Genomic DNA, 16,150 nt, shown 5'->3' on the forward strand with positions numbered 1-16,150 from the left:
GCGCCGCACGGAAGGTCAGCCGCGCGCCTGAAGCCCCGGGACACCGTCGCGGATCTCGAAGGAGGCCTTCGTCGAAACCGGTGCGCCCGGCGTCGTGACGTGGTCCAGGACCCGGAAGTCCGCGGTCATCGAGTCCTTGGTGATGCGGGTGTTCACGTAGCCGCGGTTGTCGTTGTAGAACTTCAGGTGCGGGTTCCAGGCCATGACGGGATCGGTGGTGGAGCCGGTACCGTCGCCGGTGGAGGTGATGGACGTGCACACCAGCTCCGAGCCGACCACGGGGGAGGCAGGGTCCTTGTAGTCCACCTTGACGTCGTTGGCCCAGTTGCGGTGCACATCGCCGGTGAGGACGACGGCGTTGCGGACCTTCGCGTCCACCCAGCCCTTGGTGATGCGGCGCCGGGATGAAACATAGCCGTCCCAGCCGTCCATCGAGACATCGTCCACGTCCAGGGCCTGGGCGCGGTCCCGCTCGGCGAAGAAGACCTGCTGGCCCAGGACGTCCCAGCGCTGGGTGGAGTTCCGGAACCCGTCCAGCAGCCACTTCTCCTGCTCCGCGCCGGTAATGGTCCGGTCCTCCGCGAGCCGCTCGGCCACGTTCTTTTTCCAGCCGTCCCCGGCCAGCTGGTCGTCACGGTACTGCCGCGTGTCCATCATGTGGAAGTTGGCCAGCTGGCCCCACTGGATCCGCCGGTAGATCTTCATGTCCGGCCCGGCAGGCAGCGACGACGGGCGCAGCGGCATGTTCTCGTAGTACGCCTGGAACGCGGCCGCCCGGCGCTGGCGGAAGTGCTCGGTGGTGTCGTTGAGCTGGCCGGCGTCGCTGTTCTCCGGGACGTCGTCCGCCCAGTTGTTGTCCACTTCGTGGTCATCCCAGACCACCGCCCACGGTGCGATGGCGTGCGCGGCCTGCAGGTCGGCGTCGGCCTTGTACTGCGCGTGGCGCTGCCGGTACGTTTCCAGCGCGACCGTCTCCGGACCTTCATGGTCGCGCGGGTTGCCGCCGCCGATCACGTAGCTGCCTTTTTTGTACTCGTAGAGGTAGTCGCCCAGGTGCAGCACCAGGTCCGGGTGGTCCTCGGCGAGCCGCCGGTAGGCAGTGAAGTAGCCGTGCTCGTACTGCGCGCAGCTGGCGAACGCCATGGCCAGCGCGGCGGGCGTCTCGTGCAGGGAGGGGCTGGTGAGCGTGCGGCCCACCGGGCTCAGGTGCCGGCCGGTACGGAACCGGTAGAAGTATTCGCGGCCCGCTTTGAGTCCGCGCAACTCCACGTGCACCGAGTGCGCGGTTTCGATCCGGGCGTGCTCGACGCCGCGGGCTACTACCCGGCGCATGCCTTCGTCCTCTGCCACTTCCCACTGCACCGCAACGTTTCGGGCGGGCATGCCGCCCAGACCGTCCTCGGCTACGGGGTTCAGCGCCAGGCGGGTCCAGAGCACGAAGCCGTCCGGCCACGGCTCACCCGACGCGATGCCGAGCAGGAAGGGGTTGGTGCGGAGGCCGGCGTCGTCAGCGGTGGAAACCGCGACGGCGGCACCCGGGAGGGCGGCGACGATGCCTGCACCCAGGCCGGCGGAGATCAGGGTTCTGCGGGATATGTTGTCCATGCCTTCGAACCTAGGGAGGCCGGTTGGACAGCTTCCGTGGGGGATGTGAATGGCGGGTTAACTGCGTGACAAGATCAGTCGATTGCCGTGCCGGGCCGGAAGTGCGGCGCAGGGTCCTTGGACTCTGGCCCGGCCGCGGGCAGCCGGGAAGAGTGGGTGCCAACCCCATCAGGCCTGCCTAAGGAAGTTGCCATGTCCCGCACCTCCGTCATCACCGGCGCCGCATCCGGCATCGGCAAGGCCACGAAGGAACTGCTCGAGGACCGCGGCGAGCGCGTCATCGGCGTTGACCTCCATGACGCCGAGGTGGTGGCGGACCTGTCCACGGCAGACGGCCGTTCCGCAATGGTGGACGCGGTGCGGGACGCCAGCGGCGGCACCATCGACGCCGTCTACGCCGTGGCCGGGCTCGCATTGCCGGCACCCGCCACCGTGGCCGTAAACTTCTTCGGCACCCTGGCAACACTGGACGGACTCCGGCCGCTGCTGGCTGGCTCGGACGCGCCACGCGCCCTCCTGGTCTCCTCGATGGCTGCCCTCATGGCCAGCGACGACGAGCTCGTGGCGCTGCTGGCCGCAGGCGACGAACCGGCAGCCCTGGCCCGCGCCGAGGTCCTGGCCAAGGAACCGGCCGCCACTGGCGGGCTCATCTACGCGTCCACCAAACTGGCGCTCTCCCGCTGGGTCCGCCGGCACGCTGCCACGGATGCCTGGGCCGGTGCCGGCATCCCGCTGAACGCCGTCTCGCCTGGCATCATTGCCACGCCCATGACGGCGGACCTGATTGACACGGAAGAGGAGCGGGAGTCGCTGCTCAAGTTGGTCCCCATGCCGCTGAACGGCATCGCCGAACCGATCGTCGTGGCCCGCCTGCTGGCCTGGCTCAACAGTCCTGAAAACACCCACCTCTGCGGGCAGGTTATCTACGTGGACGGCGGCAGTGACGTGGTGCTGCGCGGCGATTCGGTGTGGTGACCGGCAGGGGTTTTGGTGCGCCGGCCCGTAGTGTGTGCCGCCGGACTTTAGTCCCTGTTGTGGAGTAACCCTCCGGCGTAGCTTGAATGTGGGTCCCGCACCCCGCGGGCCCACATTCAAGGGGGCATCATGACCAGGCCCAGGCATCCGGTTCTTGGCATTCTGGGGCTCAGTGGCCTGATGGTGCTCACAGGCTGCTTCGGCCCTCCCGCCCCGACACCCACGGGCAGTTCCGCCGCGCCCGCCCCCACGGCGGGCGCTTCCGGCACCGCGGGTCCAAGCACGACGGCGACCCCCACCACCGCGCCCACCGCGACGACGCCGGCCAGCACCTCAGCCGCGCCCACCACCAGCGCCGCCGCGCCGCCGTCGTCCGCCCCTGCCAGCCCTCCTGCGACGGAGGAACCGCAACCCACCGGGCTGCCGGAACAAACGGGACCGCTGACCGTGTACTACGTGGCCGTCGGCGACAACGGGATGTCCGGGCCCCTCATCGGCTGCGGCGACAGCCTGGTGGCCACCACTACCGGACCGGTAACCTTCACGGACCAAGTGAGGCCCAGCGTCGAAGCGTTGCTCGCCAACAGGAGCCGCGACGTCGGCCTGTCCGGACTGGTCAACGCGCTCTACCAGTCGAACCTGACGTACGTGGCCGGTGAACTGACCGGCAACACCATCACCATCTGGCTGACCGGGCAGTTCATGCTGGGCGGCGTGTGCGACACTCCACGGGTGACGTCCCAGCTCGAATACACGGCCATGGCAGCCTCCGGGGCCACCAGCGCGCAGGTGTTCGTTAACGGCCGCCCCATCGACGAGGTGCTGAGCCTGAAGTAGGCAGCCCGGATTCACGCACGTACCGCCGGTGCGGTGCGGGGCTTTATGCCCTACCTGCTGCTCCCGGCCGGAGCCTAGCCTGAAGGCAGCAGCGGCACCCTGCCGCCTGCAGGATCCGGGAGGCATACGGTGAAATCGGCCAACGCGAGCATCACCGCCGGCATCGTCCTGATGATGCTGGGTGTCCTGCTGATGCTGGACCGGGTGGGCGTCCTCGACAGCGGAGCGATCGTTGCGCCGCTGGTGTTCGCCGCCGCCGGTGTCCTGTTCCTGTCCGTCTTCATCCGACGCCGGGAGCACTGGTGGGCGGCTATCCCCGGTTCCGTCTTCCTGGGCCTCGCCGCGGTGGTCACCTCCGCCGGGCTGACGGGCAGCGGCGCGTCCGCGGGCTTCCTGTTCCTCTTCATGGGCGCCGGTTTCGCTGCCGTCTACGCCCGCGTCCCGGACAACTGGTGGGCCATCATCCCGGCCGGCGTGATGCTGACACTGGCCGTGATTGTGGCCCTGCCGCCGGCGTTTCAGGGCACGCCAATTGCGGCTGTGCTGTTCCTGGGCCTCGCGGCCACCTTCGGGGTGCTGACCCTGCTTCCGGTCCGCCCCTCCGACGGCACCAGCACCGGCCATCTCAAGTGGCCGCTGATCCCGGCCGGGGTCCTCGCGGTACTTGGCGTGATCATGGCCCTCCAGGTGTCGGCGCTCCTGATCCCTCTGGACTTCGCTGTTCCTGCCGTGATGATCGCGGCCGGGATTGCGCTGGTGGTGTACGCGTTCCTCGCCCGGACCGGCAAGCACCGCAAGGTCCACGGCCCCGGCTAAGCGGAACGCGACGCCAGGTGTTCCGCCACGTATTCGGCGTCCGGGCCCACGCCAGGCAGCGTCGCCGAGATGTGCCTGGTCAGCCAGGGAAGCCCGACGGCGTACAGGCCCGGGTGCTCCGTCACGCCGCGCAGGTGGCGGGGGTAATTCCACTCGTCCAGGAGGGCAATGGATGGGTCCAGCATGCTGAAGTCCAGTCCGTAGCCGGTGCACCAGATCACGGACGTGATGCCCTCCGCCGCAAGGTCCAGCCGGGCGCCGGATTCTGGCGGCAGCCAGCTGTCCGGCCCGGGGACGTCGGCTGGCGGGGCATCGAGGCCGGCAGCTTTGATGTAGGCGTCGGACAGGCGCCCCAGCCGCTGGCCGAACCCGGCCTCCACCAGCGTGAGGCGCTCGGCGAGGTCGTCCGTGAAGACGGGATCGCCGTCGTGCATTCCCTCGAAGCGGCCATGCAGCCGGACGCCCCTGCGGCCCAACCCGCGCAGGCGGATGCTGCGGCCGCCGCCGTTGCCGGACAACAGCGGGTTGCACATGAACCGGCCCGCGGGGGACGGGAGCTGGTCCACCTGCAGGGCGTTGATGCCGTACTCCGGCCCGTGCACGTTCACCTGCACGATCCAGTGGAAAACGTCCTTGCCGCGGTACCGCCGGGGCGCCTCCGGGCAGGACGAGACGGACAGGTGCACCGTGCGGCCGGCGTCCAGCAGGTCCTCGGTAATCTGCCCGCCCGACTGCCCGGTGCCCACCACCAGCACCGCGCCGTCCGGCAGCTGGGCGGGGTTGCGGTAATCGTGGCTGTGCAGCTGCAGCACGTCCGGGGAGATCCCGACGGCGGCCGGCGGGATCCGCGGCCGCTGGAACGCGCCGCTGGCCAGGACGACGTTGCGGGCAGCCCATGCGCCACGGTCCGTTTCCACCGTTAACCCGCCGTCCGCGGGGGTAATCCGGGTGACAGTGGTATCCAGCTCCACCGGCGCCGCGATGTCCTCCGCGTAGTCCCGGAACCAGCCGATGGTAGCGTCCCGCGGCTGGAATCCGTCCGGCTCGGACCCGGTGCAGGCCTTGCCGGGCAGGTCCAGGGAGAAGTTGGGGGTGTTCAGGTAGAAGGAATCCCAACGGTCCTGCCATGCCCCGCCCAGCGCCGGGCGCCGTTCCAGCAGCCGGTGCTCCACCCCGTGCTCGCTGAGCCAGTAACTGGTGGCCAGCCCGGCCTGCCCGGCACCCACTATCACTGTGTTGGTTTCCTGCCGGGAGGCTGCGGGGGAGGACATGGCTACTTCGCGGCTGCCCGCGGGGTGCCGGACCGTGGCATCCGGGCTTTCGGTTCCTTGGGCTGCTTGGGCGGCAGCGTGGCGATGTAGCCCAGCGCTTTTTCGGCCCAGGCCCTGGCGCGGGTGTCGTCGCCGTCGCCCTCTTCGTTCCAGACCTCCGGCAGCCCGGTGTACCCGCCCATCGGCCGTTCCGCGGGGCCGAACGGTACGGTCCGCTCGGAGGATTCGAGGATGCCCCGGTCCTCGTCAGAGAGTTTCACGCCGATGGTGGATCCGAACAGGCCCGCGAACATGTTGCCGTTGATGAACGCCCCCAGGTTGCCGAACATCGGCTTCACCACCACGTCGGGATGGTCCGGCACCACCCGCCGGAACCGTTCTTTGTCCTGCTCCGAAGCTTTGGGCATCTCCATGGGTGTCATCTCCCGGCGAAGTGGACTGGATCTGGATGCAGGATATGCCTATTCGCTGGTGCGGTCGAGGTCCGCCGGTGATGGCCGGGCGTGACCGCGGCCTGGTATTCAGGTGTGCCCACATCCGCAGAAAATACGCCCCTGAGCAGATCAAATATCCAGCGGCGGTGCTATACCTAACCTAGGGCAACTAATTTTGATGCGGTCCGGGGGAGCTGCGGGAACCCGGGATGTGCCGGGGTTGGGAGGCGAGGATGCCGGATACGCCAGCCACCGCCCCGCGCCGGGTCCTGATCCTTGGCCTCGCCGCTCTGGCCATCGTCCTTGCGGGCTGCAGCAGTGGCGTCGGTGAAACTGTTTCCACCGCCGCGAAGGACAGCTCGTCCGCCGTGGCCACCGCCCGCCTGGCCCTCAAGCAGGACATGGACGGCAAACTGACCCGTGCCGCCACCGCCACCGCGCTGGATGACGCCCTCAAAGAAGTCGAAACCAGTCGCAGCACCGTGCAGAAACTCTCGCCTGCCAGCCAGGCGGACCGCGAGACCCAGCGGCAGGCACTCGACATCCTGGACCAGTGCGCCGCCGGCTTCTTCACGGCACGCGCCGCCGTATCCGCGGACGACGGCGGGGCCGCGCCTTCCACGGCAGACGGTGAGCGGGCGCTCGCCGCCGCACAGGACGCGCTCGAGCAGCTCAGCCAAAAGGTGGGGTCCCGGTGAAGCGGCTACTCGGCGTCGCGCTCGGCGTCCTCACCGCCATCGGCGGGTTCGTGGACATTGGGGACCTGGTGACCAACGCCGTGGTGGGCTCGCGCTTTGGACTGTCCCTGGTGTGGGTGGTGGCCGTGGGGGTGCTGGGGATCTGCCTGTTCGCCAACATGTCCGGGCGTGTGGCTGCGGCATCCGGCCGGGCCACGTTCGAGGTGATCCGTGAACGGCTGGGGCCGCGGGCCGGGCTTGCCAACCTGTCGGCGTCGTTCCTGATCAACCTCATGACCGTCACGGCCGAGATCGGCGGCGTGGCCCTGGCGCTCCAGCTGGCAAGCAGCGTGCACTACCTGCTGTGGATCCCGGTGGCGGCGGTGGCCGTATGGCTGGTGATCTGGCGGGTGAAGTTCTCCATCATGGAAAACGTCACCGGCCTGCTGGGGCTGACTCTGATCGGGTTCGCGGTGGCGCTGTTCCTGCTCAAGCCGGACTGGGGTGTCCTCGCCGGCCAGGCCCTGGCTCCGGCCGTGCCTGCGGAAGAAACCGCACCCACGTACTGGTACTTCGCCATCGCCCTCTTCGGCGCGGCCATGACCCCCTACGAGGTGTTCTTCTTTTCCTCCGGTGCTGTGGAGGAAGGCTGGACGGTGAAGGACCTGGCCCAGTCCCGCATCAATGTCCTGGTTGGCTTCCCGCTCGGCGGGCTGCTGTCCGTGGCCATCGCCGGGTGCGCCGCCGTCGTCCTTCTTCCCGCAGGCATCTCCGTCACCTCGCTGTCCCAGGTGATCCTGCCCGTGGCCGAAGGCGCTGGAAAGCTCGGCCTGGCCTTCGTCCTGGTGGGCGTGGTGGCGGCCACGTTCGGCGCCGCACTGGAAACCACGCTCTCCAGCGGCTACACCCTGGCTCAGTTCTTCGGCTGGTCCTGGGGCAAGTTCCGCCGCCCCGTGCAGGCTGCCCGGTTCCACCTGGCCATGATCGTCTGCATGCTGGTAGGCATTGGAGTGCTGGCCACCGGGGTGGATCCGGTGCTGGTGACCGAATATTCCGTGGTGTTTTCCGCCATTGCCCTGCCGCTGACCTACCTGCCCATCCTCATCGTCTCCAACGATCCGCAGTACATGGGCCGGCACGTCAACGGACGGGCCGTGAATGTTCTCGCCATGGTCTACCTGGTGATCATCCTGGTGGCCTCCGTGGCCGCCATACCCCTGATGATCGTGACGGGAGCAGGAGCATGACATCCCCGGACCTCGTCCCGCTGCCGCCCATGCCGGGGCGGATCCTGGACGCGCAGTTGCACCTGCTGGACCGGCAGGTGCTGGACCACGACGGCGTCCCGGTCACCACCGTGGACGACCTCGAGCTGAGCGGGCCGGACATCGGTGCAGAGATTCCGGAGGGCACCCCGGCGCCGGTGCTCGACGCCCTGTTGACCGGGCCGGTGCTGGGCACCCGCATCTTCGGCGGCAGGCCGCCGCAGTCCCGGCTGATCCGGATCCCGTGGAAGGACGTGGCGGACGTCGGCGTGGTGGTGCGGCTCGGCGTCGACGGCGAGGGGCTGGACGCCAGTTGGGTGGAGCGCTGGGTGCGGGACAAGATCATCGCGCGCATCCCGGGAGGCCGCCATGATCCTCGGTGACGTGCTGGGCCTTCCGGTCCTGGACTCCGACGGCGGCCGGCTGGGTAAGGCAGCCGATGTCCGCTTCGTGCTGGACGGCGCCCCACACCAGCTGATCTCCGAGGCCCGGATGCTGGGGATCGTAGTGAGCCCGCACAGCGCGGCCTCGTTCCTGGGCTACGAGCGGACCAACCTCACGCAGCCCTGGCCGCTGGCGCACCTGCTGCGGTGGCGGCACCGGGGTTCCTTCCTGGTGCTGTGGGAAGACATCGCGCTGATAGGGAAGGACTCGGTCCGGCTCCGGCCCGGCTTCACCCGTTACAGTCCTGCGCTGGAGGAACGTGACCAGGGGTAACGCGGGGTTGAACAGGCACGGAATTAGGCTTGGGCGCAAACTCCTGTAGGGTAGTACCTGTTGTTGTGTTTATGCAGTTGGTAGTTCAGGCAGTACGCGCGGTCGAAAGTCCGCGTTCTTCTGAAGTAGCGGTTTTTGAACACCCCACGCAGGAGGGCCCGAAAGTCGGGACTTTCCCTCCACCTTCACGAAGGACAAAAATAATGGCTACTGGTACCGTCAAATGGTTTAACGCTGAAAAGGGCTTCGGCTTCATTTCCCCCGATGACTCCTCACAGGATGTCTTCGCACACTACTCCGCAATCAACTCCAACGGCTTCCGCTCCCTCGAAGAGAACCAGAAGGTTTCCTTCGACACCGAGCAGGGCCCCAAGGGTCCCCAGGCCACCAACATCCAGGCTCTCTAATTTCCTGGAGTTCCGGGACCGTTAGGTTTCACAAAGCAGGGCTTGCCTTCGGGCAGGCCCTGCTTTTGCTTAACCCGGGTGTGCCACGTCAGCTTCCGGCGTCCAGCGTAGGGATTCCCAGCTGGGAACAGACGCTGTGCGGTCCCGGGATGATGGCCACGGCATTGTCCACCACGCAGGCTGTCAGTTCCGGCACGTAGTGGCCCGGGCCGAAGTTATTGGGCATGGCCGGGGCAGGGTTCCCCTGCGCATCAGTTGCCTTGCCGTCCAGGTCCTGAGGGGGACGGGCCGCGGGGCCTTCGAAGTCCGGCGGAATCAGGTCATCCGTGGCGCCGCCCGGGTTCATCAGACCCTGGTCCCAATTGAACGCACAGAGCGCCACAGGGTCCTCGATCTGTTTTTTCCCGGCCTGGGGATCCGGGCCGGGATTCGACGAGTCAAAGCCCTCGTCCATGGCTCCGGACAGCAGGTACGGCCCCAGAGTGCTGCCAAAACCATTGCCGGACGGATACTCGCGGGTGAGATCGGCGCGATAGTAACAACGGATATCCCGTTTGTCCTCCACCGGCGCGAAAGCAACGTAGGCCATGGCCGCCGTCGAGCCCGCCAAGGCGATCCCTGCGAAGGTCAGGGCTGCGGGGCGGCGCCACCAGGGCGCACGACGGCGGTTTGCGGCTTCGCGGACCAGCGCCGCGCGGACCGCAGGGCGGGTGTCCCCGGGAAACTCGATGTTCGAAAGGTTCATGACTGCCTCGACTCTTCATGGTTCTCCAGCGACTGACGCCCCAGCGCGGTGGGGGCTGCGGCCTGGAGCTTGCTCTTTGCGCGGTTGACCCGCGACTTGATGGTGCCGACACGGACCTTGAGGGCTTCTGCCGCCTCCTGGTATGAGCAGCCGTGGACGGCGCACAGCCAGAGCGCGTCCCGCTCTCCGTCGGTCAGGCTGGTGGCCGCCGCCAGCAGCTCCCGGACCTGCTGTTCGGCATCGAGCCGCTCCGCCGTCGCCGTCGAATGGTCCGGTTCGACAGGGGAGTGGGGCAGTTTTGCCAGGAACTGGTCGTATCGCCGGCGGGACCGGGACCGGTTGCGCATCGTATTGGTAGCGACGCCCAGCAACCAGGGAAGCAGGGAATCCCGCTCCAGCACCAAGTTCCTGCGTTTCCCCCAAGCCTCCAGGAAAGTCACCGAGACCAGATCCTCCGCGTCCTGCCAAGAGCCGGTGCGGCTCAAACAGTAGCGGAAGACGGCATCGGCATACCTGTCGAATAATTGCCCCAACGCCTCCGGATCGTCACCCGCACACCGGCTCCACAGCACCTCATCTGGTTCCCCCAACCGTCCCATACCTCATAGTGTCCGCGGGCCCGAGGAAAGTTCCCGGCAGGAACGAACCACTGCGGGAGGATTGTGCAGCAATGGTTATCTGGCCTCCACTCGGGGGAGCCGGGCAGCATCACCCCTGGCTTCCTTACCCCGGGTGACGCTCCGCCAGGAACGCCGTCAGCGCAGGGTTGTCGATTTCCCTGGCCAGCCAGGGGACGGCCTCGGCAGCGGCTGCGTCTCCGAGCAGGGCACGGTGGGACTGGCCCCGGACCACGAACTCCCGCATCCCGCTGCGGCTTGCCAGCTCGCCCAACCGCTCCACGAAACCGGCGGCACGGGGTGACCGGATGGCAATGGCAACTTCCGCGGCCGTATCCAGCAGCCTGGCCGAGTACCAGAGGTACCAGGGCTTCGGCTCAAGGCCGCGGTCGATCCAGTGCTCCGCAGCTGCGAGGTCGCCGTGCCGGGAGAACATGCGTGCTTCGGCCCCGGCCGCCAGGGCCATGTAGCAGTGGTCGCCCGCCAGTTCCGCCATCACCCAGGCCCGGTCGATAAATGCGGCCGCTTCCTCCATCTGCCCGGCCGCCAGGTAGGTTTCGCCACGCACCCCCGCAACGAACGGCTCAAACGCCGTCCAGTGTTCCTCGGCGATCCAGGCGAGCGACTGGTCCAAGACGATCCCGGCGGGGTCCAGCTCGCCGCGCAGGAGGTGTACCCGTCCCAGCAGGGCCGCGCTGAACGCCTGTTGCCGGCGGTTCCCGATGCCGGAAGCCAGTTGCCCGGACTCGGTCAGCGCAGCGATGGCCGTGTCGTAGCGGGCCGTGTCCGAGGCAAGCATGCCCTGGATGGCCAGGATCCGCGCCCGTTCATCGGTAAAACCGTCCGCCGCCTGCATCGCCTTGTCCAACCATCCTGCGGCCCGGTCCGGCACACCCCGCTGCACGGACAAGTAACCCAACTCGCGGTACGCCGCAGCGGCAGTCCGGGAGGCGCCGTCGGGCCCCTCCGCCTGGAGCGCCCGGTGCAGGAGGTCAGCCACCTCGGCGCCGCGGCCGCCGGCCTGGTGGATCAGCGCGCCTGACAGTGTCACCAGCGACTCGGCCACCAAATGGCTGTTCCCCGTGTGCTGCGCCAGGCTGACTGCAAGCCGCAGTTGCTCCAGCCCCCGGTCCACGGACCCGGCCCACAGCGATGCCCCGCCCGCATCCAGGTAGGACCGCACGGTTGCCGCAGTGGCCGGGGTGCCGGGATCGGGCTCGGGATCTGCGTCGAACAATGCACGGCGGACCTCCGCCGGCAACGGCAGTCCGAGTTCCTGCCGGTAGAGGTTGCCGCAGTGGACGGCGTGCGCGCGGGCCTTGCGGTACTCGCCCGCGGCAATGAGCGCTTTCACCAGGACGGCGTTGCAGTCTGCATGGAAGGGATCCCGCTCCAGGGCCAGGGTTGCCAGCTCGGCAGCCTCGCCCGCGGCATCCGATGCCAGCGCCGCGAGGGCAGCCTCGTAGAGCAGCGCCTGGACCACGTTGTCCAGGCGGTAGCGCTGGTCCGCCAGCCAGGAATCGAACACGGGGGAGTCCGTGAAGGCCAGCCCCTCCAGCAACTGTCCGGTGAAGCGGCGCGGGTCGGTGCCCGGACCGGTGGCCGGGTCCATCGCGTCCAGCGCATCGCAGCGCCATGGCGGCAGCAGGTCCAGCCGCAGGGGATCGCCCGCTACGGTGACGCCGTCAAGAGCCCGCCGGAGCTCCGACAGGTTCCAGCGCAATGCCCCCAGCGGGTCCGCGGCATCCGGAAACAGCAGGGCAGCAGTGCGGGACCGGCCGGTGCCATCGGCCTGCAGCGCAAGGAATGCCAGCAACGCCCAGGCCTTGCGGCCCCGGGGTTGCGGGGGAGTGGTGCCGGGGGACTCGATCGCGGGCGGACCGAGGAGCCGAATCCAGTTCTCGGCCATAGGGCTCATGGTACGCCGCGGGATTGGCGGCGTCAGCGGCCGTCACACGGTTGCTCACACGCCCGCCGAACACACTGAAATCGCCCCATCCGCATACTCACCAGAAAGCACCAACCATGGAACTGCTCGGCCTCCTGCTTTTCGTTCTTTGGGTTCTCATCGCAACCATCTGCACCATCCTGGCTGACGGCCGTGGACACACCCCGGACATCCGCTCAGGAGCTCCATGGTCGGCAGGGAACCTGCCCAGCGAGCCCTACGCATCTTTCCGGATGTAGGGCACAGGAACAGGACGTACGACGGCGGGGCCCGGCTTTGTTGCCGGGCCCCGCCGCCATGCCCCGGCCACACGCCGGTCATGCGGATTGGCGGGGGAAGGGTGCCCTGCCGGTGCACGGTAAGGTCAGGGCACTCGCAACTCGATGGGCGGGGTGCTCATGGGGCCGCCGCACTGCTCCGAACCGCCCACCCGTTTCCACGCAAGGTCGAACTTCTGCTCTGCAAGAACCGTTCCGTCCGCCGCGAGGACGCTGATGGTGGCCTTCGGGGGAGCGTTCATCCCCATCATGAAATTCCAGGTGTCACCCTCCCTGGTGACAGTGAACAGGGGATAGGACTCAGACTCCGGCGCGGGCTGGGGTGTGGCAGTGGACGGATCGAAGGTGGGAGCCACGCTCCGCAGGGGAAGGGGATCCTCCGGGGTCGGAGCAGGCCGGGAACACCGGTCCTTTTCGTCGCACAGCCGAACCTCGCTGACGGCGGCCGGGTTCCCCTCGGCAGTCACGGTCAACGAATTGGTCCATCCGATGGCCGTGCAGGCGTAGGTCATGCATCCGGTCACCGGGAGTACCCCCACCGCGGCCGCGGCGAGTGTTCCCAGGATCCCCCAACCCGTCTTCATGGCTTTAGCGTAGCCCCATGGCCTCGCGGACCTCATCGAGGATGTGGTGCATGGCGCGCTCCGCGGTAGCGGTATCGCCGCCCGCCACGGCAGCTGCCACATCCTCATGCGCCTGCAATGCTTCATTGCGGGGCTTGAACGGCATGAGCCCCTGCTGGGTGCGGCTGGTCAGGACCTCCGCCACCATGCCTTCGAGGGCCCGGAACATTTCGTTGCCGCAGCTGCGCAGCAGGAGCTGGTGGAATTCGATGTCCGCCGCCAGGAAGTTCTGCAGGTCCCCGGCTTCACCCAGCCTCCGCAGGTCGCGGGCCAGGGCCAGGAGTTGGGCGCGTTCGTCGGCACTGGCCCGCCGTGCTGCCCCGGCAGCGGCTATGGGCTCGACGGCGATGCGCAACTCGGTCAGGCTGCTGTATTGGATCTCGCGGCGGTCCGAGGCGAGGCGCCACCGGACCAGTTTGGGATCGAAAACGTTCCAGTGCTCGCGTTCCTGCACCACGATTCCCACCCGGCGCCGCGAATACACCAGGTTCATGGACTCCAGGACCTTCATGGTGTCCCGGGCAACGGTCCGGGAAATTTTGTACTCCTGCTGCAGCCCTTCGAGCGTGAGCCGGCTGCCCGGCGGAAGCTGGCCGGAGGCCACGGCTACGCCAACCGCCTCTAAAACGCGTTCATGCATCGCGCCGGACGGGCCGGCGTCGTGCGCGTCATCCGTCTCTTCAACTGTCGCCATTGACATACTGTCCGCCTCTCTCTGCGCCGCAGCGCACTTCCAGAATACCGGCGTTAACCCCAAAGGTATGACTTGTGACACTGAAAGATAGTATTTATGGCTCCAAAAGGTGATACCTTATGGCGTAGCCCACGCGAATCGGGCACAGCAGGGAGCTTCTTCGAAAGCCAACGACGTCTTCTCCGGAGGTACAGATATGCAGTATCCACCCACACACCTGGTGGTGATGGGCGTTGCCGGGTCCGGCAAGTCCACCCTCGCCGCCGCCCTGTCCCACACGCTGGGGTGGGCCTGCGCCGAGGCGGACGAGTTCCACCCGGCGGCCAACATCGCCAAGATGAGCCAGGGTATTCCCCTCCAGGACGACGACCGCTGGCCCTGGCTCGGCGAGATCCGGGACTGGATGACCGGCAAGTCCCGGGACGGCCTGAGTACCGTCCTCACCTGCTCCGCCCTGAAGCAGAGCTACCGCCGCCTCCTGTCCGAAGCCGGCGGACGCGTGATCTTCCTGCACCTCGACGGCGGAGCGGAACTGATCGGCCAGCGCATGCAGGGCCGCGAAGGCCACTTCATGCCGCCCACGCTGCTGCCCAGCCAACTGGCCACGCTGGAACCCCTGAGCAAGGAAGAGCTCGACGCCGGCAGCCTCCGCCTCGACATCTCGCGCTCACCGGAAGAACTGGTCGCCGCCGTCGTTCAAGCCCTTGGCCTTGACGCGGACCAGGCGCCCCGCGCTTCCTAAGCATCCCCCGAATCCCCATCAGAAATACTGTTTCAAAGGAGAACCATGACCATCGAAGGATGGACCCAGACGCTGGGAGCAGGCCCCCTGCTGCTCATCGCCGCAGCCGCAATCCTCGTGCTGCTGTTCCTGATCATCAAGCTGCGCGTTCACGCCCTGATCGCCCTGATCCTCGTCAGCCTGGCCACGGCGTTCGCCACCGGCATCCCCGCCAACCAGGTGGTTCCCGTCCTGATTAACGGGTTCGGCACCACGCTGGGAACAGTAGCGCTTCTGGTGGGCCTCGGCGCCATGCTGGGACGCATTGTCGAAACCAGCGGCGGCGCCAAGGTTTTGGCCGACTACCTGATCGGCATCTTTGGCGAAAAGCGCGCCCCATTCGCGCTGGGCCTCGCCTCGCTGATCTTCGGCTTCCCGATCTTCTTCGATGCCGGCCTCGTGGTCATGCTGCCTGTCGTGTTCGCTGTGGCGCACCGCCTGGGCGGTGGCGTACTTCGCTACGGCCTGCCTGCAGCGGGCGCATTCTCCGTCATGCACATCTTCCTGCCGCCGCACCCGGGCCCCGTATCCGCCGCCGCGTTCTTTGACGCCAACATCGGCCTGGTGACCATCGCCGGACTCCTCGTTGCCATCCCCACCTGGTACGTCACCGCCTACCTCTACGGCCTGTACACGGGTAAGAAGCTGGTCCTTCCCGTACCGGAAATCCTCGGCCACGCCTCCGCCGAAGCTGAGGCCAACCCGCCCCGCTTCCGCACCATCATCAGCCTGCTGCTCCTGCCCCTGGTCCTGATCTTCCTCAACACCGGCCTGAACACCCTCGCCTCCTCCGGCGTTCTGGCCGAGGGCACCAAGGACCAGCAGTGGTTCCAGGTCCTGCGCACTCTCGGCGAAACCCCGGTGGCGCTGCTGATCGCCGTGCTCGTAGCCCTGTTCGTCCTGGGCGCGCGCCGCGGCAAGGACGCCGGCGCGCTGGAGAAGCTGCTGGAGTCCTCGCTCGGGCCCGTCTGCTCCGTCATCCTGATTACCGGAGCCGGCGGCATGTTCGGCGGCGTGCTCCGCACCTCCGGCATCGGCAAGGCCCTCGCCGACGTCCTGGGCGGCATCGGTATTCCGCTGATACTGGCAGGCTTCCTGATCTCCGCCATCCTCCGTATCGCCCAGGGCTCCGCCACCGTTGCCCTCACCACCACGGCCGGCTTGATCGCTCCGGCCGTGGCCGCAGGCGGGCTGAACGGCATGCAGGTGGCCGCCATGGTCATCGCCGTGGCCGCCGGTTCAGTGGTGGTCTCGCACGTGAACGACTCCGGCTTCTGGCTGGTGGGCCGCTTCTTCGGCATGGACGTCAAGACCACGCTGAAGACCTGGACCGTGATGGAAACCCTGATCGGTGTCATGGGCTTCGCCATCGCCGCGGTCATCTTCCTGGTGGCCGGGCTGGCGGGTTAACGTCCCAGCCAAGTAGCGGCGGGGCGGCTGGTGGGAACACCGGCCGCCCC

At 67.8% G+C, this 16,150-nt stretch carries 19 protein-coding genes; 11 read left to right on the forward strand and 8 right to left on the reverse strand.

The genetic code is table 11. From position 1 onward, the window contains the following. Positions 1–15 precede the first annotated feature (15 nt). Positions 16–1,605, reverse strand: coding sequence for an alkaline phosphatase D family protein (locus tag ACP3TD_RS06335; protein WP_426766195.1), 1,590 nt, complete (start codon positions 1,603–1,605; stop codon positions 16–18). Between the two features lie 192 nt (positions 1,606–1,797). Between ACP3TD_RS06335 and ACP3TD_RS06340 the strand changes: the two genes are divergently transcribed. The 3 genes from ACP3TD_RS06340 (at position 1,798) to ACP3TD_RS06350 (ending at position 4,233) form a co-directional block, all read left to right on the forward strand. Next, complete coding sequence (locus ACP3TD_RS06340; protein WP_426766197.1) at positions 1,798–2,580, forward strand: SDR family oxidoreductase; 783 nt, start codon at positions 1,798–1,800, stop codon at positions 2,578–2,580. A gap of 129 nt (positions 2,581–2,709) precedes the next feature. Continuing rightward, positions 2,710–3,417 carry a hypothetical protein gene (locus tag ACP3TD_RS06345; protein WP_426766199.1) on the forward strand — a complete coding sequence of 236 codons (708 nt, stop codon included), beginning with the start codon at positions 2,710–2,712 and terminating at the stop codon, positions 3,415–3,417. Between the two features lie 129 nt (positions 3,418–3,546). Next, positions 3,547–4,233 (forward strand): hypothetical protein, encoded by a 687-nt coding sequence (locus tag ACP3TD_RS06350; RefSeq protein WP_426766200.1) that lies wholly within the window; start codon positions 3,547–3,549, stop codon positions 4,231–4,233. Here the strand turns inward: ACP3TD_RS06350 and ACP3TD_RS06355 are convergent. Together ACP3TD_RS06355 and ACP3TD_RS06360 are read right to left on the reverse strand one after the other, a co-directional pair. Then, the gene (locus tag ACP3TD_RS06355; RefSeq protein ID WP_426766201.1) at positions 4,230–5,504 is read right to left on the reverse strand and encodes a flavin-containing monooxygenase; all 1,275 of its coding nucleotides are present in this window, start codon (positions 5,502–5,504) and stop codon (positions 4,230–4,232) included. The genes ACP3TD_RS06350 and ACP3TD_RS06355 overlap by 4 nt on opposite strands. 2 nt (positions 5,505–5,506) lie before the next feature. Then, positions 5,507–5,917 carry a TfoX/Sxy family protein gene (locus ACP3TD_RS06360; protein WP_426766203.1) on the reverse strand — a complete coding sequence of 137 codons (411 nt, stop codon included), beginning with the start codon at positions 5,915–5,917 and terminating at the stop codon, positions 5,507–5,509. Positions 5,918–6,171: 254 nt separating this feature from the next. On the opposite strand from ACP3TD_RS06360, the gene ACP3TD_RS06365 reads away from it, so the two are divergent. From ACP3TD_RS06365 to ACP3TD_RS06385, 5 genes are all read left to right on the forward strand, one after another. Further along, positions 6,172–6,636 carry a hypothetical protein gene (locus tag ACP3TD_RS06365; protein ID WP_426766205.1) on the forward strand — a complete coding sequence of 155 codons (465 nt, stop codon included), beginning with the start codon at positions 6,172–6,174 and terminating at the stop codon, positions 6,634–6,636. Further along, positions 6,633–7,862, forward strand: a complete 1,230-nt coding sequence (locus ACP3TD_RS06370) for an Nramp family divalent metal transporter (RefSeq protein ID WP_426766207.1) — start codon at positions 6,633–6,635, stop codon at positions 7,860–7,862. The genes ACP3TD_RS06365 and ACP3TD_RS06370 overlap by 4 nt, the downstream gene beginning before the upstream one ends. Next, the gene (locus ACP3TD_RS06375) at positions 7,859–8,263 is read left to right on the forward strand and encodes a hypothetical protein (RefSeq protein WP_426766209.1); all 405 of its coding nucleotides are present in this window, start codon (positions 7,859–7,861) and stop codon (positions 8,261–8,263) included. Before ACP3TD_RS06370 ends, ACP3TD_RS06375 begins: the two co-directional genes overlap by 4 nt. Further along, positions 8,250–8,597, forward strand: a complete 348-nt coding sequence (locus ACP3TD_RS06380) for a PRC-barrel domain-containing protein (RefSeq protein ID WP_426766211.1) — start codon at positions 8,250–8,252, stop codon at positions 8,595–8,597. Before ACP3TD_RS06375 ends, ACP3TD_RS06380 begins: the two co-directional genes overlap by 14 nt. 203 nt (positions 8,598–8,800) lie before the next feature. Next, positions 8,801–9,004 carry a cold-shock protein gene (locus tag ACP3TD_RS06385; protein ID WP_009372930.1) on the forward strand — a complete coding sequence of 68 codons (204 nt, stop codon included), beginning with the start codon at positions 8,801–8,803 and terminating at the stop codon, positions 9,002–9,004. An 88-nt stretch (positions 9,005–9,092) separates the two neighbouring features. Here the strand turns inward: ACP3TD_RS06385 and ACP3TD_RS06390 are convergent, their stop codons facing one another. The 3 genes from ACP3TD_RS06390 to ACP3TD_RS06400 all read right to left on the reverse strand — a co-directional run bounded on the left by ACP3TD_RS06390 (position 9,093) and on the right by ACP3TD_RS06400 (position 12,275). Beyond that, positions 9,093–9,749, reverse strand: coding sequence for a hypothetical protein (locus ACP3TD_RS06390; protein ID WP_426766213.1), 657 nt, complete (start codon positions 9,747–9,749; stop codon positions 9,093–9,095). Beyond that, positions 9,746–10,348 carry an RNA polymerase sigma factor gene (locus ACP3TD_RS06395; RefSeq protein ID WP_426766215.1) on the reverse strand — a complete coding sequence of 201 codons (603 nt, stop codon included), beginning with the start codon at positions 10,346–10,348 and terminating at the stop codon, positions 9,746–9,748. The genes ACP3TD_RS06390 and ACP3TD_RS06395 overlap by 4 nt, the downstream gene beginning before the upstream one ends. Positions 10,349–10,472: 124 nt before the next feature. After that, a complete protein-coding gene (locus ACP3TD_RS06400) occupies positions 10,473–12,275 on the reverse strand; it encodes an SARP family transcriptional regulator (RefSeq protein WP_426766217.1) in 1,803 nt (600 codons plus the stop codon). A 116-nt stretch (positions 12,276–12,391) separates the two neighbouring features. Between ACP3TD_RS06400 and ACP3TD_RS06405 the strand changes: the two genes are divergently transcribed. Then, positions 12,392–12,553, forward strand: a complete 162-nt coding sequence (locus tag ACP3TD_RS06405; RefSeq protein WP_200896320.1) for a hypothetical protein — start codon at positions 12,392–12,394, stop codon at positions 12,551–12,553. A gap of 125 nt (positions 12,554–12,678) precedes the next feature. Here the strand turns inward: ACP3TD_RS06405 and ACP3TD_RS06410 are convergent, their stop codons facing one another. Together ACP3TD_RS06410 and ACP3TD_RS06415 are read right to left on the reverse strand one after the other, a co-directional pair. Continuing rightward, positions 12,679–13,176, reverse strand: a complete 498-nt coding sequence (locus tag ACP3TD_RS06410; RefSeq protein ID WP_426766219.1) for a hypothetical protein — start codon at positions 13,174–13,176, stop codon at positions 12,679–12,681. A 4-nt stretch (positions 13,177–13,180) separates the two neighbouring features. Then, positions 13,181–13,915 carry a FadR/GntR family transcriptional regulator gene (locus ACP3TD_RS06415; RefSeq protein WP_426766221.1) on the reverse strand — a complete coding sequence of 245 codons (735 nt, stop codon included), beginning with the start codon at positions 13,913–13,915 and terminating at the stop codon, positions 13,181–13,183. Between the two features lie 190 nt (positions 13,916–14,105). On the opposite strand from ACP3TD_RS06415, the gene ACP3TD_RS06420 reads away from it, so the two are divergent. Continuing rightward, on the forward strand, positions 14,106–14,651 hold the full coding sequence (locus ACP3TD_RS06420) for a gluconokinase (RefSeq protein ID WP_426766222.1): 546 nt from the start codon (positions 14,106–14,108) through the stop codon (positions 14,649–14,651). A gap of 45 nt (positions 14,652–14,696) precedes the next feature. After that, positions 14,697–16,100, forward strand: a complete 1,404-nt coding sequence (locus tag ACP3TD_RS06425; protein WP_426766223.1) for a GntP family permease — start codon at positions 14,697–14,699, stop codon at positions 16,098–16,100. The last annotated feature ends 50 nt before the right edge of the window (positions 16,101–16,150 follow it).

Origin of the sequence: Pseudarthrobacter sp. 1G09 (genome assembly GCF_050038305.1) — a bacterium.
GTDB classification, from domain to species: domain Bacteria; phylum Actinomycetota; class Actinomycetes; order Actinomycetales; family Micrococcaceae; genus Arthrobacter; species Arthrobacter equi.

Bases quoted from the DNA above. Each gene is read 5' to 3' on its own strand.
- ACP3TD_RS06375 (WP_426766209.1), top strand. From the start codon at position 7,859: ATGACATCCCCGGACCTCGTCCCGCTGCCGCCCATGCCGGGGCGGATC.
- ACP3TD_RS06385 (WP_009372930.1), top strand. From the start codon at position 8,801: ATGGCTACTGGTACCGTCAAATGGTTTAACGCTGAAAAGGGCTTCGGC.
- ACP3TD_RS06365 (WP_426766205.1), top strand. From the start codon at position 6,172: ATGCCGGATACGCCAGCCACCGCCCCGCGCCGGGTCCTGATCCTTGGC.
- ACP3TD_RS06415 (WP_426766221.1), bottom strand. From the start codon at position 13,915: ATGTCAATGGCGACAGTTGAAGAGACGGATGACGCGCACGACGCCGGC.
- ACP3TD_RS06360 (WP_426766203.1), bottom strand. From the start codon at position 5,917: ATGGAGATGCCCAAAGCTTCGGAGCAGGACAAAGAACGGTTCCGGCGG.
- ACP3TD_RS06380 (WP_426766211.1), top strand. From the start codon at position 8,250: ATGATCCTCGGTGACGTGCTGGGCCTTCCGGTCCTGGACTCCGACGGC.
- ACP3TD_RS06405 (WP_200896320.1), top strand. From the start codon at position 12,392: ATGGAACTGCTCGGCCTCCTGCTTTTCGTTCTTTGGGTTCTCATCGCA.
- ACP3TD_RS06355 (WP_426766201.1), bottom strand. From the start codon at position 5,504: ATGTCCTCCCCCGCAGCCTCCCGGCAGGAAACCAACACAGTGATAGTG.
- ACP3TD_RS06410 (WP_426766219.1), bottom strand. From the start codon at position 13,176: ATGAAGACGGGTTGGGGGATCCTGGGAACACTCGCCGCGGCCGCGGTG.
- ACP3TD_RS06340 (WP_426766197.1), top strand. From the start codon at position 1,798: ATGTCCCGCACCTCCGTCATCACCGGCGCCGCATCCGGCATCGGCAAG.
- ACP3TD_RS06425 (WP_426766223.1), top strand. From the start codon at position 14,697: ATGACCATCGAAGGATGGACCCAGACGCTGGGAGCAGGCCCCCTGCTG.
- ACP3TD_RS06420 (WP_426766222.1), top strand. From the start codon at position 14,106: ATGCAGTATCCACCCACACACCTGGTGGTGATGGGCGTTGCCGGGTCC.
- ACP3TD_RS06395 (WP_426766215.1), bottom strand. From the start codon at position 10,348: ATGGGACGGTTGGGGGAACCAGATGAGGTGCTGTGGAGCCGGTGTGCG.
- ACP3TD_RS06390 (WP_426766213.1), bottom strand. From the start codon at position 9,749: ATGAACCTTTCGAACATCGAGTTTCCCGGGGACACCCGCCCTGCGGTC.
- ACP3TD_RS06345 (WP_426766199.1), top strand. From the start codon at position 2,710: ATGACCAGGCCCAGGCATCCGGTTCTTGGCATTCTGGGGCTCAGTGGC.
- ACP3TD_RS06400 (WP_426766217.1), bottom strand. From the start codon at position 12,275: ATGGCCGAGAACTGGATTCGGCTCCTCGGTCCGCCCGCGATCGAGTCC.
- ACP3TD_RS06335 (WP_426766195.1), bottom strand. From the start codon at position 1,605: ATGGACAACATATCCCGCAGAACCCTGATCTCCGCCGGCCTGGGTGCA.